This window comes from Dehalococcoides mccartyi CG5 (assembly GCF_000830885.1).
Taxonomy (GTDB): Bacteria; Chloroflexota; Dehalococcoidia; order Dehalococcoidales; family Dehalococcoidaceae; genus Dehalococcoides; species Dehalococcoides mccartyi_B.
Genome location: NZ_CP006951.1, coordinates 15,595 through 30,182 on the forward strand (window position 1 = coordinate 15,595; position 14,588 = coordinate 30,182).

At 47.7% G+C, this 14,588-nt stretch carries 18 protein-coding genes; 5 read left to right on the plus strand and 13 right to left on the minus strand.

What is annotated here, in order from left to right; all coding sequences use genetic code 11:
* Positions 1–4: 4 nt before the first annotated feature.
* Both X794_RS00070 and X794_RS00075 read left to right on the plus strand, forming a co-directional pair.
* Positions 5–799, plus strand: coding sequence for a GIN domain-containing protein (locus tag X794_RS00070; protein ID WP_034376960.1), 795 nt, complete (start codon positions 5–7; stop codon positions 797–799).
* Between the two features lie 45 nt (positions 800–844).
* Positions 845–2,161, plus strand: a complete 1,317-nt coding sequence (locus X794_RS00075; RefSeq protein WP_011928557.1) for a bifunctional folylpolyglutamate synthase/dihydrofolate synthase — start codon at positions 845–847, stop codon at positions 2,159–2,161.
* Here the strand turns inward: X794_RS00075 and X794_RS00080 are convergent.
* Both X794_RS00080 and X794_RS00085 read right to left on the minus strand, forming a co-directional pair.
* The gene (locus X794_RS00080; protein ID WP_011928558.1) at positions 2,144–2,359 is read right to left on the minus strand and encodes a hypothetical protein; all 216 of its coding nucleotides are present in this window, start codon (positions 2,357–2,359) and stop codon (positions 2,144–2,146) included. The genes X794_RS00075 and X794_RS00080 overlap by 18 nt on opposite strands.
* A gap of 13 nt (positions 2,360–2,372) precedes the next feature.
* Positions 2,373–2,636, minus strand: a complete 264-nt coding sequence (locus tag X794_RS00085; protein WP_011308655.1) for a hypothetical protein — start codon at positions 2,634–2,636, stop codon at positions 2,373–2,375.
* A 302-nt stretch (positions 2,637–2,938) separates the two neighbouring features.
* On the opposite strand from X794_RS00085, the gene dtd reads away from it, so the two are divergent.
* On the plus strand, positions 2,939–3,400 hold the full coding sequence (dtd, locus tag X794_RS00090) for a D-aminoacyl-tRNA deacylase (protein WP_011308656.1): 462 nt from the start codon (positions 2,939–2,941) through the stop codon (positions 3,398–3,400).
* A 51-nt stretch (positions 3,401–3,451) separates the two neighbouring features.
* The gene (locus X794_RS00095) at positions 3,452–3,880 is read left to right on the plus strand and encodes a Fur family transcriptional regulator (protein WP_034376958.1); all 429 of its coding nucleotides are present in this window, start codon (positions 3,452–3,454) and stop codon (positions 3,878–3,880) included.
* A 64-nt stretch (positions 3,881–3,944) separates the two neighbouring features.
* Here the strand turns inward: X794_RS00095 and X794_RS00100 are convergent, their stop codons facing one another.
* Complete coding sequence (locus tag X794_RS00100) at positions 3,945–4,265, minus strand: hypothetical protein (protein ID WP_034376957.1); 321 nt, start codon at positions 4,263–4,265, stop codon at positions 3,945–3,947.
* A 4-nt stretch (positions 4,266–4,269) separates the two neighbouring features.
* Complete coding sequence (locus tag X794_RS00105) at positions 4,270–5,022, minus strand: hypothetical protein (RefSeq protein WP_041344414.1); 753 nt, start codon at positions 5,020–5,022, stop codon at positions 4,270–4,272.
* 103 nt (positions 5,023–5,125) lie between these two features.
* Between X794_RS00105 and X794_RS00110 the strand changes: the two genes are divergently transcribed.
* On the plus strand, positions 5,126–5,512 hold the full coding sequence (locus X794_RS00110) for a PH domain-containing protein (protein ID WP_041344415.1): 387 nt from the start codon (positions 5,126–5,128) through the stop codon (positions 5,510–5,512).
* A gap of 81 nt (positions 5,513–5,593) precedes the next feature.
* Here the strand turns inward: X794_RS00110 and X794_RS07360 are convergent, their stop codons facing one another.
* The 9 genes from X794_RS07360 to X794_RS00150 form a co-directional block, all read right to left on the minus strand.
* Positions 5,594–5,734 carry a hypothetical protein gene (locus tag X794_RS07360; protein ID WP_011308660.1) on the minus strand — a complete coding sequence of 47 codons (141 nt, stop codon included), beginning with the start codon at positions 5,732–5,734 and terminating at the stop codon, positions 5,594–5,596.
* A gap of 56 nt (positions 5,735–5,790) precedes the next feature.
* On the minus strand, positions 5,791–8,181 hold the full coding sequence (locus tag X794_RS00115; RefSeq protein ID WP_041344417.1) for a DNA internalization-related competence protein ComEC/Rec2: 2,391 nt from the start codon (positions 8,179–8,181) through the stop codon (positions 5,791–5,793).
* Positions 8,178–8,678, minus strand: coding sequence for a helix-hairpin-helix domain-containing protein (locus tag X794_RS00120; protein ID WP_011928563.1), 501 nt, complete (start codon positions 8,676–8,678; stop codon positions 8,178–8,180). The genes X794_RS00115 and X794_RS00120 overlap by 4 nt, the downstream gene beginning before the upstream one ends.
* 177 nt (positions 8,679–8,855) lie before the next feature.
* On the minus strand, positions 8,856–9,521 hold the full coding sequence (locus tag X794_RS00125) for a potassium channel family protein (RefSeq protein WP_011308663.1): 666 nt from the start codon (positions 9,519–9,521) through the stop codon (positions 8,856–8,858).
* Positions 9,522–9,525: 4 nt separating this feature from the next.
* Entirely contained in the window at positions 9,526–9,930 is a 405-nt protein-coding gene (locus X794_RS00130; protein WP_011308664.1) for a potassium channel family protein, read from the minus strand.
* Between the two features lie 3 nt (positions 9,931–9,933).
* Positions 9,934–10,362 (minus strand): universal stress protein, encoded by a 429-nt coding sequence (locus X794_RS00135; protein WP_011308665.1) that lies wholly within the window; start codon positions 10,360–10,362, stop codon positions 9,934–9,936.
* A 76-nt stretch (positions 10,363–10,438) separates the two neighbouring features.
* Positions 10,439–11,884 (minus strand): TrkH family potassium uptake protein, encoded by a 1,446-nt coding sequence (locus tag X794_RS00140; RefSeq protein ID WP_011308666.1) that lies wholly within the window; start codon positions 11,882–11,884, stop codon positions 10,439–10,441.
* 3 nt (positions 11,885–11,887) lie between these two features.
* The gene (trkA, locus tag X794_RS00145) at positions 11,888–13,252 is read right to left on the minus strand and encodes a Trk system potassium transporter TrkA (protein ID WP_011308667.1); all 1,365 of its coding nucleotides are present in this window, start codon (positions 13,250–13,252) and stop codon (positions 11,888–11,890) included.
* Between the two features lie 287 nt (positions 13,253–13,539).
* Complete coding sequence (locus X794_RS00150) at positions 13,540–14,490, minus strand: cation diffusion facilitator family transporter (RefSeq protein ID WP_011308669.1); 951 nt, start codon at positions 14,488–14,490, stop codon at positions 13,540–13,542.
* Positions 14,491–14,588: the final 98 nt, after the last annotated feature.

Genomic DNA, 14,588 nt, shown 5'->3' on the forward strand with positions numbered 1-14,588 from the left:
TCAGGTGAAAAAGGCAGTTCTTTTGTGTTTATCTATATGCTTTACGGGAATGCTTGTCCTGCTTGGAGGCGGGTGTATCCCGGGGGTTGGCGGGTTTATTACGGGCAGCGGTGAGGTAGAGAGCCAGCCTTTTGATTATGCTGATTTTAACCGGGTGGAGATATCAAATGTTATTACGGCTGACATCTCCCGTGCAGATTCTTTTGAAGTATCTGTTTCTACTAATGAAAATATTTTTGAATATCTGGAACTGGAGAAAAGCGGCCAGACCCTCAAGATTGGGTTAAAAGATAATTACAGCTTTACAAATGTAAAAATAGAGGCCAGTATTCGTCTGCCGGAGCTGGTGGGGCTGGATATTTCTGGCGCTTCCAAAGCTACAGTAAGCGGTTTTAACTCGGTAAATGATTTTACGGCTTTGGTGTCCGGTGCCAGCCGCATTACTCTTTTTAACATGAGGGTCGGGCAAACCCGTCTTTATATAAGCGGTGCCAGTTTCGCTAGCGGAGATTTGATCTGCGGAAATGCCAGTCTAGAAGTGTCCGGGGCTTCCCGTCTGGAACTTTCGGGGCAGGGCGTTGATATAGATGTATTGACTGAAGGTGCCAGTACTGTTAATCTGGAAAAGTTTTTGGCGGCAAGTGCTGAAGTTACGGCTACCGGCGTAAGCAATATCCGGGTATATACAAACGGCGATTTGTATATAACAGCCAGCGGTGTCTCTTCCGTAAAATATTTTGGCAACCCGATTATCAAAGATATAAACATTTCGGATATTTCTTCGGCAGGCAAGGGTTAGGGGGATACTCTGGAAGACAGCTACCAGCAGGCTTTAAACTACATATTGGGGCTGACAGATTATGAATCTGCTACCAGCCGGGCGGCTGCCAATTATGATCTCAGGCGGGTAGTGGAGCTTCTGATGAGGCTCAGAAACCCCCACATGGGTATTCCGGCTGTGCATCTGGCCGGTACCAAGGGCAAAGGCAGTACCGCCTCCCTGATTGCTTCGGTTATGTCTGTGGCCGGTTATCGTACCGGTCTTTATACTTCGCCCCATTTGCTGGATTTCCGCGAACGTATTTGTCTGGATGGCAAGATGATTTCCAAAGACCATCTGGTGCGGCTTATGGCTTCTATCAGGCCTTTGGTAGATGAAATGAATGCCCATGCCTATTTGGGCAAGATAACTTCGTTTGAAGTGATGACTGCTCTGGCTTTTGAATTTTTTCACCGCCAGCAGGCCACTTTTCAGGTGATTGAAACCGGGCTGGGCGGACGGCTGGATGCTACCAATGTTATTACCCCCAACCTTTCGGTGCTTACCCCCATCAGTCTGGACCATACGGAGGTCCTGGGTGACAGTCTGGACAAAATAGCCGCTGAAAAAGCCGGCATTATCAAACAGTCTGTGCCGGTGGTATCTGCCGCCCAAAGGCTGGAAGCTATGGCAGTTATCCGCGAACGTTGCCTTAAGACCCAGTCAAGGCTGATTGAGGTGAGTGACGGGTACAAGGCGGAATTTTTAGGTTATTTAGGCAATGGCCAGTTGGTTAAACTTACCGGCAGGCTGGGTGAATACTGTCTTTGTCTGTCCCTTCTGGGGCATTACCAGCGTCAAAATGCCCTTACCGCTCTGGCATCTTTAGAGGTGCTGATAGAAGCTGGTTTTAAAATAAGCCCTGAAGATATCTGTGAGGGTTTCAGGCAGGCCAGATGGCCGGGACGGTTTGAGGTTATAAAGGGGAATCCGCTCCTGGTTATTGACGGTGCCCATAATGAAGAAGCAGTTGCCGAATTGGTGCTTTCACTTGAAGAATATCCCGCTACCGCCAAAATAGAAAAAGGGGAAAGGGTTTTGGTTTTCGGCACTTCCTTTGATAAAGACGCTCAGGCTATGGCGGCATTGCTTGGGGGGTATTTCGGAACAGTGGTGCTTACCCGCTCCGCTCACCCGCGGGCTATGAAAATGGATTTGCTGAAGCAGGCTTTTGAGGGTAGGGGTTTGCAGGTTCTTGAAGCGGATGGAGTGCCTAAGGCTCTGGAACTGGCAGGGGAAATTAGCCCGGCAGACGGCCTCATATGTGCCACCGGTTCTCTCTTTGTAGCCGCCGAGGCCTTAAAAGGGAAGAGCCAGCCCCGGTCAGGAACTGGCTCTTAGTAATTCTATAAGTTTATTTTTCTTGTCCGGGTAGGGGATAACTTCTTCTTTCAGTTTTTTCCAGGTTTCCGGGCAGCTTTTGTATTCTATTCCCAGAAAACGGTGGATTATTTTATCCAGTTCCCGGCGTTTTTCTCCTTGCGGGTCTACCCCGGCGGCCAGAAAAATATCCCCCATATGCCTGAAATAGCAGGACATTTTGTGCTCCTTGTTAAGGCAGTTCGGCAAATACGTTGCTTAGGGCCTCATCCGGCAGCATATTCTCCAGTACTTTTTCCATAGCCATGGTATGGCTGCACATACCCCAAGCAGCAAAGAAATTACAGGTGCAATGCCATTTGCTGTTTATATATTCGGTGGTGTGGATATCATTTTCACCCCGGAACTGGACAGACAGCTGGTTAAATCTTATGCGGTCTTTCTCTTGAGCATAGCGTTTGGCTTTTTCTATTTTGCCTATCAGGCTAGACTGCATTTCGCCACCTCCTAAAATATTAAAGGCACTGGTCAGCTATGACCGGTGCCTTATACCCAAGGTTCAATTGAGTGATAAAAAATGAGAATTTTCAGCATCTGCTCTCACTCTCGCTTTTACTAATTACATTGTAATCCCTGCTTGTGCCAGAAGTCTAGAGGCAACAACACCAGATGCCGTCTTATAGCAAGTTTATTTGTGCCTGATAAATCTCTGGAAGTAGCTGTATCTCTCTTATGCCTCTCATTTCGTTTTTGCCAGCTACTTGGTTTAAAATAAAACGGTATGGAGGTAAGGAAAGTATGAAAGCGGTAGTCCAAAGGGTTAGCCGGGCGTCTGTCAGGGTAAGCGGAGAGACTGTTGGGGAAATAGGGCCTGGCCTTGCGGTTCTGCTGGGAGTGGCGGAAGGGGATACCGAAGAAGATGCTGAATATCTGGCATCCAAAATAATAAATTTGCGTATCTTTTCTGATGCCGAAGGTAAATTTAATCTTTCTTTAAAAGACCTCTGCCGCGAGATGTTGGTGGTCAGCCAGTTTACCCTTATTGCAGATACCCGCAAGGGGCGCCGCCCCAGTTTTATTGAGGCTGCCCAGCCTCAGGAAGCAGACGGGCTGTACAATGTATTTATCCGTCTTTGCCGTGAGGAAGGTACGCAGGTGGCAACCGGACAGTTCGGGGCTATGATGATGCTGGAAATCTATAATGACGGTCCGGTGACTATTATTCTGGACAGTCGTGATCGTTTGAACCCCCGCCTGTAATAGTAGTTGCAACTATTTGCAATAATGAAAGGCAACTGTTAGACTAACTTTATGCACAAACAAAATTCTATAGCCGGTGAACTGGCAGGTGATGGTTTCCGTCTGACTCCACAAAGGGTGCTTATTCTGGAAGCCTTGGATATGGCTGAAGGGCATATAAGTGCAGAGGATATTTATGCTGAGGTTGGGCAGGAATACCCTAATATAAATATATCCACTGTTTACCGTACACTGGAGCTTCTGAAAGGGCAGGGTCTGGTATTGGAAACAGATATGGGTGACGGGCGGTTACGCTATCATAGCGTCAACAAAGGGTCACACCATTATCTGGTTTGCCGAAAATGCGGCCAAGTAACAGACTTGAGTGAAGATATGGTAAAACAGCTGGAACAGAGTATTTTTAAAACATATGGCTTTGCGGCTGATTTTAAGAATCTGGTAATCTACGGGCAATGCCAAAAGTGTGGTGATTCGGCCTGAGAGAAGGATATTTGGTATCGGATATATATTTTTTGAGAACTAGTGATATATGAGTTGCGTAATACTATTTGTGTAACTTATTCTGTTCGCTTATCGCTATTTCCCTCAGTAATTTAATTATTTTATCATCAAGTTCATCTATTTTTCGTTCAAGATTACTAATGTCGTATTTGGTCGCTGTTATATCACGCGAACCCGTAATGATCCAATAAAACATTAATGCTATTGCCATTATCGTAAACACTATGCCTGTTATGACACAAATGTTTATATCTATATCGCTAATTGCAAAAAATAATGCGGCAGTAGCTAATAGGCTAGTAAAAATACCCCATCTACTTGTTGACGGAGTAGTTGCCCCTTTAATAAACGCTTTGATTTTCATAAGTTTATTCGTGTATAACTGGGTTCGGGTTTGCCTGGAAGGGGTGGGTGCGCAGCACCAGTGAGTACAGATGGGGATACTGGGATTTTAAGTGGATAAGGTATTTTATCCACTGGTTCAGCAGCAGGGCATACATGCGCTTTACGTCATTGGCAATATGGGCTTTATCTGTTTCCGGCAGGTTTTCAAGGCTGGGGCGGGCATCCAGCTCTTCTCCCAGATGGAAACTTGCCCAGAGCAGGTCGGTAAAGTCGTCTTTTTCCAGCAGGTTCGGGTTTTCCAGCAGGGTTAGCATGAAGGAACGTTTGGCAGCCAGCAGGTTTTTAAGATGCTGTAAGTCCAACTTGCCGGGGTTTGGCGTGTGATTGAAATGTGACGAATAAACCAGTGCCTGTTTGAATTCGGGACTTGACCAGTTTTTATTTACTCCCATGTGTGAGTCAATCTGTTCGGGGTTATCAAAGCTACCCAGTATTTTACCCAGCAGGGCATTACCCAGTTCGCTGTAAAAAGACCCCACGACCATATTCATTTTTTGGGAAATGGCGTGCTTTTCTCTGCTGGTAAGTATCCTTTCAATAACCACTACCACCAGAAAAACTTCCAACGGAATAAAAGCTAGGTCTCCCAGCATGTAAATAAATATGTGGTGGCTGTCCTGAAAAATATAGTAATGGAGCAAGTACAGAAGGGCCGAAGCCGCTAGGCTGATTATGGCTACGATGATAATAAAACGGCTTAATTTACGGTTTTCCATAGGGTTATTTAACTTTATAATGGCTTGCTTGTCAATATATACAGGATTGACCGCCTTTATCCCCTCAATTTAAAATATTGACAGATCTAAAAAGGAGGCTGATATGGCAAAGTACGCACCGGATATGGTGGCGGACAAAAAAGACCAGCTGGAGCAGATTGAAGGTATTTGCCTGCCTGATGAGCTTATCCACGCAGTTTTTGACCTGAAAGGGCAGGGTACCGGATTTATCGGACTGACCAACAAACGGATAATTTTCTATGACAAGGAGTTTGCCAAAAAGGCCAAGGCTATTGTCAGTATACCCTACAACCGGGGGGCAACAGTGGGCAGTGAAGACAAAGGGGGACTCATATTCCGTAAGGGTTTTATGGTGAGTGACAAACTCTACGTGGGCGTATCCGGCCAGGCGGTCAAAGAATTTGAGTTTCGGGGTGGTGACAAGGCCCATCAGGCTCATGATATTATTATGACCTACGTGCTTAATTAAAAAATATTGGCAGGGTGAACGTTCACCCTGCCATATAATAAACTTGCCCGCATGCAGGACAAGCAGACCAGGCTAAAGCGGTTATCTTAAGCCGTAATAGTCGGCCTGCAGGCTTGCACGGCTTCTGTTCCAGAGGTAGACATATTTTGCCTTCGGGGGCATAAAAAGCCACTTGAACTGGAAAAAGGTGCGGTCAATTTGCTCAGCAATTCTGTTAGCCATTTCTTTTCTCCTTTCCGGTGTTCGTTACTTAATATAACGCAACCGGCGGGGAAAGGTTATGACTGCAAAATATAAAGGCTCTGGCCGTCGGTGGCAAAATCCAGACTGCCCCATATATCTGTGCGGTAGATGCAGTTTTCAGCCATAACCGAAATCAGGCGGGAAAGGGTTTCGGGATGGGGGTGTCCGTAGCGGTTGTCTGCGCCGACTGAAATAAGCCCGAATTCGGGTGAGGTTACATCTAGAAACCATGCACTTGAAGAATATTTTGAGCCGTGGTGGGATACCTTCAGGACGGTAGTATCTGCAAGCAGGCGTTGGGTTATTAACTGGTATTCAACGGTAGTTTCAATATCGGCACAAAAGAGATAGTTTATTTGCCCGCAGCTTAGATTCAGCACTGTGCTGTGGTTATTGTCCGTATCTGCTGCCTTACTTGAAAGCCCCTCAAACGGGCTTATTACCTCAAGTACTGCCCCGTTTGCCATAGTTATTTGCATACCCGTTTCGGCAATTCTGGCCGGTATGGCCTTTTCCGCTATCAGGTTTTGGTAGCTCTGGTAGAGGCTGTCCTGACTCCGGGTTTGGGGCAAAATCACTTCTTTCACTCTGTAACGTTCCAGTACCTCCAAAAGCCCGTTCAAATGGTCTGAATCCGGGTGGGTCAGGATAACCATTTCTATACTGCGGTCAAAAAATGGCAGGTGCTTGTCCAGTTCGCTGCAGAGTGTCTGGGGGCTGGGACCGCCATCTATCAGGATATCCTGGTTCTGGTACTGGATAAGTATGGCATCACCCTGTCCCACGTTCAGAAAATAAACGTGGAGTTTCTGGTCAGTTGATGGGCTCAGGTTGAAAGAAAAAAACAGCACCGGCACGGCAATACCCGCTAGCAGCCAGCGCAGGTTCAGGGTAGAAGCCGGATTGGTATTGGGGCGGGAAGGGGGCATTTTCAGTATATGTTTATACAGCCAGTAGAGCATTCCCAGCAGGAAATAATAAATGCCCATTAGCATGGCACCGGGGCGTAACCCGGACATCAGCACTCCCGGCACAGAAGCAGTCAGGGATACCACCACCAGCATATACCGGCAGGGCAGCCAGGTCAGGTAGCCCATAAATATTGCCCCAGCCGGAAAAACCAGACCCAGCAAGGCGGTTAAAAATGACAGTACAATGATAAACGGCATGGCAGGCATGGCCAGCAGGGTAGCCACCGGTCCTATCAGAGATATATTTTCAAAGTAATATAGAAGTACCGGCCAGATGCCGGCAATGGCGGCCAGAGAAACCGCCAGACCGTCCAGTACCAATCCCAGAGTTGCTCTGAATATTCCTTCGGCAAGGCCTAAGCGGTCAAGCAGCCTGATGTTTATTTCTTTCAGCATGGGGTAAACCAGTATCAGCCCCAGCATGGACATGAAACTGAGCTGGAAAGAGACAGACCACAAGATAGAGGGTGAAAAGGCCACCATGACTGCCGCCGCCAGACACAAAGCCGGCATAGCATTTTTCTGGCGTCCCAGCAGTTCGGCTGAAAGGAATATACTGGCCATAATCACTGCCCTGACCACCGGCGGGTCAAATCCGCTGAGCAGGGAATATCCCCAGATAAGTATCAGGGTTAGGTATATATAAATGTATCCCCCCTTGCCCAGTATCCAGCCCAGAGCCGCCAGAAGTATGCCTGAGAGTATGCTTAGATTGGCACCGGATATAGCCAGCAGGTGGGTAGTGCCGGATAGACTGAACTCCGTCTGAATATCTTCGGGTATGCCGCTTCGTTCACCCAGCAGTATCCCTTTGGCAAGGGAGGCTTCGGGTTCGGGCATAGCCCTGCTCAGGCTTTCGGACAGGATTTGGCGGAAGCTGAAAATAGCCGTCATCACCGGGTTTCCGTTGCCTTCAGAAAGTAGGGTTGTCTCCGGGTATACCATGACAGAGTATATATGCTGGTTTTCCAGATAGGCTTTGTAATCAAACCCGTCAAAGTTTTCCGGAGTTTTTAGGTATCCGCTTATCCGAATCTGGTCACCGTAACTGTACTCAGGATAACTTGGCAGGGTAAGCAGGACATTTCCGGATACTTCTTGCCAGCCGCTTGATGTGGCAATCCCGCTTGCCTCCAGTAATATCAGGCTGGTGCGGTCGCGTTTGTCAGGGTTTTCGGTTATTATGCCCTGAAGTTCCAGTTTGCCGCTGTCATTATAGTAATCTAGCCGGGAAGGGTCTGAATTTATGGTAATCTGGCTGTTTGCCAGCCACAATCCGCCTGAGAGGGCCAAAAAACCCAGACTTAAGCCCAGTAATAAGCGGGTTTTTTTTCTGAAAATAAACCAGAATACGCCTAGTGCCAGTGCCAAAATAATAAATGGCAAAACAGGTAAACCCAGGCGGCTTAATGCCACTCCGGCAATCAGTCCCAGACTGCACAGGCTGATAATCAAGATATATCCGCCGTTTCAGAAACGCATATCATATCTTTTATCTGGTCATACAGGCTCTGGCTGAAGCCGGGTATCAGCATCAGCTCCAGAGTATTCTTAAACCCCCCGTTCTGGTTGCGATAGCTGACAATGTCGCTCGCCCGTGCTTCACCTATGCCGGGCAGGGCAACCAGCAGCCAGATTTCCGCCCGGTTCAGGTCTATTTTCTGGGCTGAAGAGGCTAATGGGGGCGGGTTGAAACTGAGGTAGATAGTTGTCAGTTCAGAGTTGTCTTTTAACCCGCCTGAGGATTCAAGCAGGCTCTGGAGAGTGTCTTGGGTACCGGCAGGATAAATACCCGGCAAGTTTATATTTCCTGAAATATATATCTCAAGTGGTTTTTCGGTAATTTGAGGAGGGGTGTATACCGCAAGTGGTGTAGTTTCCGAACACCCTTGGGCGGTTATGACCGAAAGAGCAAGTCCCAGCAGCAGACCAAACCTTTTGGAAACCTTCATATGTCCTCCCGAAGCTGTAAAAGGGATGTATAAATGTTTCTAGGCTATACCAAAAGGATTTACCCGTCAATATATATTGGATAGAAGGCTGTAAATAGTCTGACGCGGGCTGAGAGATAAATAAAAAGGGGCGATATAAAAATATTTCAGGCATGGGGGCAAGAGGGTTACCGGGCTTTAAGCGGTGGCGGTCAGGATATCACGTATCTCGGCTTCTTTGGCTGCCGAAGTGACTATCATAAACTGGTCACCGACCTGAACAGTGGTTTCGGGGCGGGGCAGTATCGGTTTGCCGTCCTTGCGTACAATGAGGGAGATAATGGTTTGGGGCGGCAGTACCAGCTCGTGTATCTGCTTGCCTACAGTCAGAGCATTTTCAGGAATGCGTATATCTATAATCTCAAGGTCTTTGCCATGTAATGTCAGCAGGTGGGTCATAGCGTGGCTGGGCACTTCGTGTTCAATATGCTCAAGTATAATATTGGTGGAGTTTACGGTGGAGTCTACCCCCAGTTGCCTGAAGACGGATTCGTTCTTGGGGTTTCTGACCCGGGCAATGGTGCGGGGTACGTTAAACTTGTACTTGGCAACCTGACAGGCTACCAGATTATCTTCGTCATCTCCGGTTACGGCAATAAGCAGGTCAGCTCTGGAAGTGCCGGCTTCGGTCAGAACGGCGGTTTCACAGCCGTCACCATGCAGGCAAACACTGCCCATTTCTTTGTTGATGCCGTCACACAGGGAAGAATTTTTTTCAATAAGAAGCACCTCGTGTCCGTCATTGAGAAGGGCTTTGAGGAGGTAATAACCCAAACGTCCGCCGCCAATTACTACAACATACATAGGTTTATTCCTTGCTCTCTATCTTGTCTTTTAGCATTTGGGCAAAGATAGTAGTGGGGCTTATGGCGTCCAGCCCAAGCAGAGTGTAAAGGTCACGGCGGAGGGGGTCATATATGCGGCAGACCACTTTTGGTACGTTGAAAATCTTTTTGGCTATCTGGGCGGCCATAATATTGCGGTTGTCACCTTGGGTAACGGCTACGAAGGCATCTGCGGTTTCAATACCAGCCTTCTTCAGGGACTCTTCGTCCATGCCGTTGCATAAAAGGGCTGTACCTTTAAAATCTGCCGGCAGGCGGCGGAAGCTATACGCATCTATATCCAGAGAGATAACTTCGTTGCCTTCTTTATCCAGCATGGTGGCCAACTGGGCGCCAACTCTCCCGCAACCCATTATGACTACTTTCATCTTTTACACCTTGCGCTGATGATAAACTATTACCCGGCAGGGGGCGTTTTGGAGTATGTAGGGAAGTACGCCACCCATGCAAAACTCTCCGAAACGGGTTTTATAGCTAAGACCTATAAGTATGAGGTCTATTTCTTTTTCTACAGCTTCGTCAATAATGGCGTTGGCTACTTCGCGTGCCTGCAGAAGGTCTGTTTCCAGTTTGACGCCTTGTTTTTCAGCTATTTCTTCAGCTTTGGCCAGAATGCCTTCGGATTTGTTTATAGCAGATGAAAGCTCTGCGTCAAGAGGCAAAGCCCGTTCAACCGGAATGATATGAACAGCAAATACTCTGGTTTTGCCGGAAACTTTAGATATAGTGCAAGCTAGGCTTATAGCCTCTTCGTCAGTTTCCGTGCCGTCTACAGGTACCAGTATACGTTCAAATTCCATAGCTTATCGGATAGCCCCTCATTTCCACAAAGTCCATTATAAACTGCAGTTTAATACTTTACAACTAAGGGGGTGTTTAACGCCAGCGCCAGAAGGCCGGCACGAATAAAACCAGTAAGGTGAAAAGCTCTATTCTGCCTACCAGCATGGCTATAAGGAGTACCAGTTTGCCTATGCCCGGTATGTCCGCATAACTGGACATGGGGCCGACAGTACCCAGAGCCGGGCCTATGTTTCCCAAACAGGAGGTAATGCTGGATAGGGCAGTAACAAAGTCCAGCCCTATGGCACTCATGATTAGAAAACCTGCCCACAGGGCGGCAAAATAGAGTATAGTCAGGCCTACTGAACGCGAGATAAGCTTGTCGGAAATAACGTTGCCGCCTATTTTTATGGGTATAACTGCGTTGGGGTTGAAAGTCAGGAGTATGCGGCGGTAGGTGTATTTAAACAAAACCAGCAGGCGGATTACTTTCAGACCGCCGCCGGTAGAACCGGCAGATGCACCCACTACCATCAGTACCAGTAAAATAGCCTGTGAGAAGTGCGGCCAGGTGGCAAAATCAGCGGTGGCAAAACCGGTGGTAGTCATAACTGAGGTAGTCTGGAAGCTGGCCTGACGCAAACCCTCAAAAATACCTATGCCGGCATTGGCTACCAGATCCCAGTTTATAAGGAGTATACAGCCTGCCAGAATACCTATATATAACTTGAACTCCGGGTTGCCGAAAAATTTGGCGGGACGGCCTTTCCAGAGCAGGTAGTAATAAAGTCCGAAGTTTACCCCGCTGGCCACCATGAAGAAAATAAGAATAAGTTCAACAGCCAGGTTGTTATATACTCCGATACTGCTTACGGGTGCAAAACCGCCGGTAGGGGTAGTAGCCAAAATGACATTAAAGGCATCAAATCCGGGCAGTCCGGCAATAACAAGGGCTATGAAGCCTGCCACTGTAAAACCCAGATACAGTAGCCACAGGGTTCTGGCGGTATCCCGGATACGTGAGGTCAGCCGTTCCTGCTGACCGGGTGTTTCAGCTTCCATAAGCTGGGAAGCACCAATGCCCAGCATGGGCAGGATGGTGACAAACAGCATAATGATACCCAAGCCGCCTATCCACTGGGTCAGGGAGCGCCAGACAAGTATGCCGTGAGGCAGGTTTTCTACACTGCTGAACACACTGGCACCGGTGGTAGTCAAGCCGCTCATAGCTTCAAAGATACAGTCAATAACACTGGGGAGTACCCCTGAAATGATAAAAGGGAGTGAACCGAACAGGGCGGCCATAATCCAGCTTCCGGCTACAATAGCCAGAGATTCGCGCAGGCTGATACGCCTTTCGGTGATGGGGGTGAAACGCCACAGCAGAAAGCCGGCACTTAAGGTGATGACAATGGAAATGCCAAAGGCCATTTGGTCCGGCTCTGCGTTTATCAGGCTGAAGATAAAGGGGATAAGCATAAAGCCACCCACAATGGCAATAACCAGCCCCAGGTAATGGAGAACGTTATTTATTTTCATGGTTTATTTAAACAGCTTCTCCACGTCATGCAGAACGTTTAGCTGGGAGACCACAATAACATGGTCTCCGGCATGGATAACAGCTTCGTCAGGGGGAATAATAACCTGATTATTCTGGACAACAGCCCCTATGGTGGCTTCCTTGGGGATTTCAATCTGGCTAACCTTTTGGTTTATGATACCGGCTTGCGGGTTGACCACAAATTCCACGGCTTCCAGCTGGCCGCTTTCCAGCAAAGTAGCGGCAATAGCTCCGCCGGAAAGCACAAAGTGAGCTATTTTCCGGGCAGTAATAATAGCCGGAGAACCGGCAACATCTATATCTACAGCTTCGGCCAAGGGTATGTAAGAAGGTTTGTTGATAACCGTCAGGCTACGGTCTACCCCCAGATTTTTGGCTACCAGACAACTTAAAATATTGAATTCGTCATTTTCGGTAGTGGCCACAAAAGCATCAGCCGAAGGTACGCCCTGTTCGGTCAGAAAATCCCGGTCGGTAGGGTCTCCTTTGAGTACCACCGCCTTTTCCAGCCTTACAGCCGCCTTCTGGCTTTTTTCTTCGTCAGGTTCTATCAGCTTTACAACAACGTCATGGTCTGCCAGCCCCTCGGCAACTAGCATTCCTATTTGGGTGCCTCCCAGTATAAAAACGCTGCGGGCAGGGCGTTGGATGGCACTGAACATCCGCCCCAGATAGTCCATATTGTCACGTTCGGCCACCAGATAAAGGGCATCTTCGTTTTCCAAAACCAGGTCAGGCCGGGGTACGAGAAGCTCTTCTTTACGGGCAATAGCGGCCACCACGCAGGGTTTGGCAAAATTTAACTCACTCAGGGTCTTGCCGGCCATGGGTGAGCCTTCAATAGTAAAACTCCGTATTTGGACCAGCCCGTTAGCCAGCTGTTCCACCGGGGTGGAATAAAAACTGGACAGAATGCCCAGTATTTCACGAGCCATCTCTACTTCAGGGTTTATAAATACATCAATACCCAGTGATTTGGGGCGGATAATCCGTCTGGCAGATAGAGTGGACTTGGCGGGAGGTATAAAATAACCGGTATATTCGGAATTGCGGATTCGGGCGGCAGTAGTGGCGGCGCCCATTTCTTTGGCAATAAAACAGATAACCATATTGGTTTCATCACGGTCTGTTACTGCTAAAACCAGATCGGCCCGTTGAACTTCGGCATCGCGCAGTATGCGGGGAATGGCGGCATTACCGAAAATAGTTTTAATGTCCAGCTGTTGGTTAAGGTATTCAACAGCCTTTTCAGACTGCTCAACAACTACCACTTCGTGGTCTTCCACGACCAGCATGGAGGCTATATTGTAGCCTACCGTGCCGCCGCCGGCAATCACAATATACATTTTCTAGTCTCGCTGTTTGCTTATAGAGTTTCTGAATTGCTTCAGCTGGCTCAAAAGCGAACTAATCCGGCTTTTCTGTTTTCTCTCTACCCGAAAGACCTTATGATGGCAGTGCTCGTGATGAGAGATGGGTTTAAGTATTTCTTCTTTTAGCATATTCTCAAAAATATATTTCTATCATGGCACCTAGGCCACCCAATGGTCAAGTGTGTTTTTCAGGCTTAGGCATTTTAGGCAGTTGAAGGGCTGCTGTCAAATAATGGGCATATTTAGCTATGATGGATATTTTAGTGGTGTTTATGGGAGTGAGATTGCCGGCCTATTTCCAACTGGCAGAGAATATCGTTTGCCCGGCAAACCCGGCATTCCATCTGAAGGGTGATATGATTTAGAGCAAAGCCTTCTCTGAGGGAGGTTTCTATTTGCTGGCGGATATAATCAGCTTGGCTTACCGGGCAGTCGTCTATCAGCACGTGGGCGGAAAGGGCGTGGATTTCAGGGCTGATACTCCAGATGTGTATATGGTGAAAGTCTTTTACCCCCGGAATGTTTTTAACTGAAGCAGCCAACTGGCTGATGTTTATATCTTTGGGACTGGCTTCCAGTATTACCCGCAGACCCTGGCGGAAAATATTTATGCCTCCCAGACTGATAATAAGGCCGATAATTACACTGACTATTATGTCCGCCAGATAATTGCCGCTATATATTACCACCACTGCGCTTATAATAACCCCGACTGAAGCCAGCGTATCACCGGCGGCATGCCAGAACGCACTTTTGATATTAAGGTTCTCTTTTTGCTCACTGTGCAGTATCAGGGCAACCGCCAGATTGGTTGCCAACCCCAGCAGGGCTACCGGTAAAACCAGCCAGGCATTTATTTCCGGAGGACTCTGAAAACGCTGGAAAGATTCGTAAAAAATAAAGACTGCAATGCCGATAAGGCTTATAGAGTTTAATATGGCAACCAGAACGCCTATCCGATGGTACCCGAAGGTCATTTTAAAATTGGAAGGGCGTTTGGCCTGCATTAAGGCAAAATAGCTCAGAGAAAGGGCTAAAACATCTGTCAGGACATGCCCGGCATCACTTAACAGAGCCAGACTGTTAGATGCCAGTCCGCCGACGAATTCAGCCAGGAGGATGATGCCGGAAAAAAGGATTCCCAGTTTCAGTTTATTGCTGACCGGCATCTGGTTATCGGGGGCAGTTTTTTTACTTGAGATAAGGGACATAAGTTAATGATAGCACAATTATTATAAATTGATTACGTTTGGCAGGGCTTGAGCTTTTTCTTGATTTTGACCACTCAAGACTCTATCATATATATCGT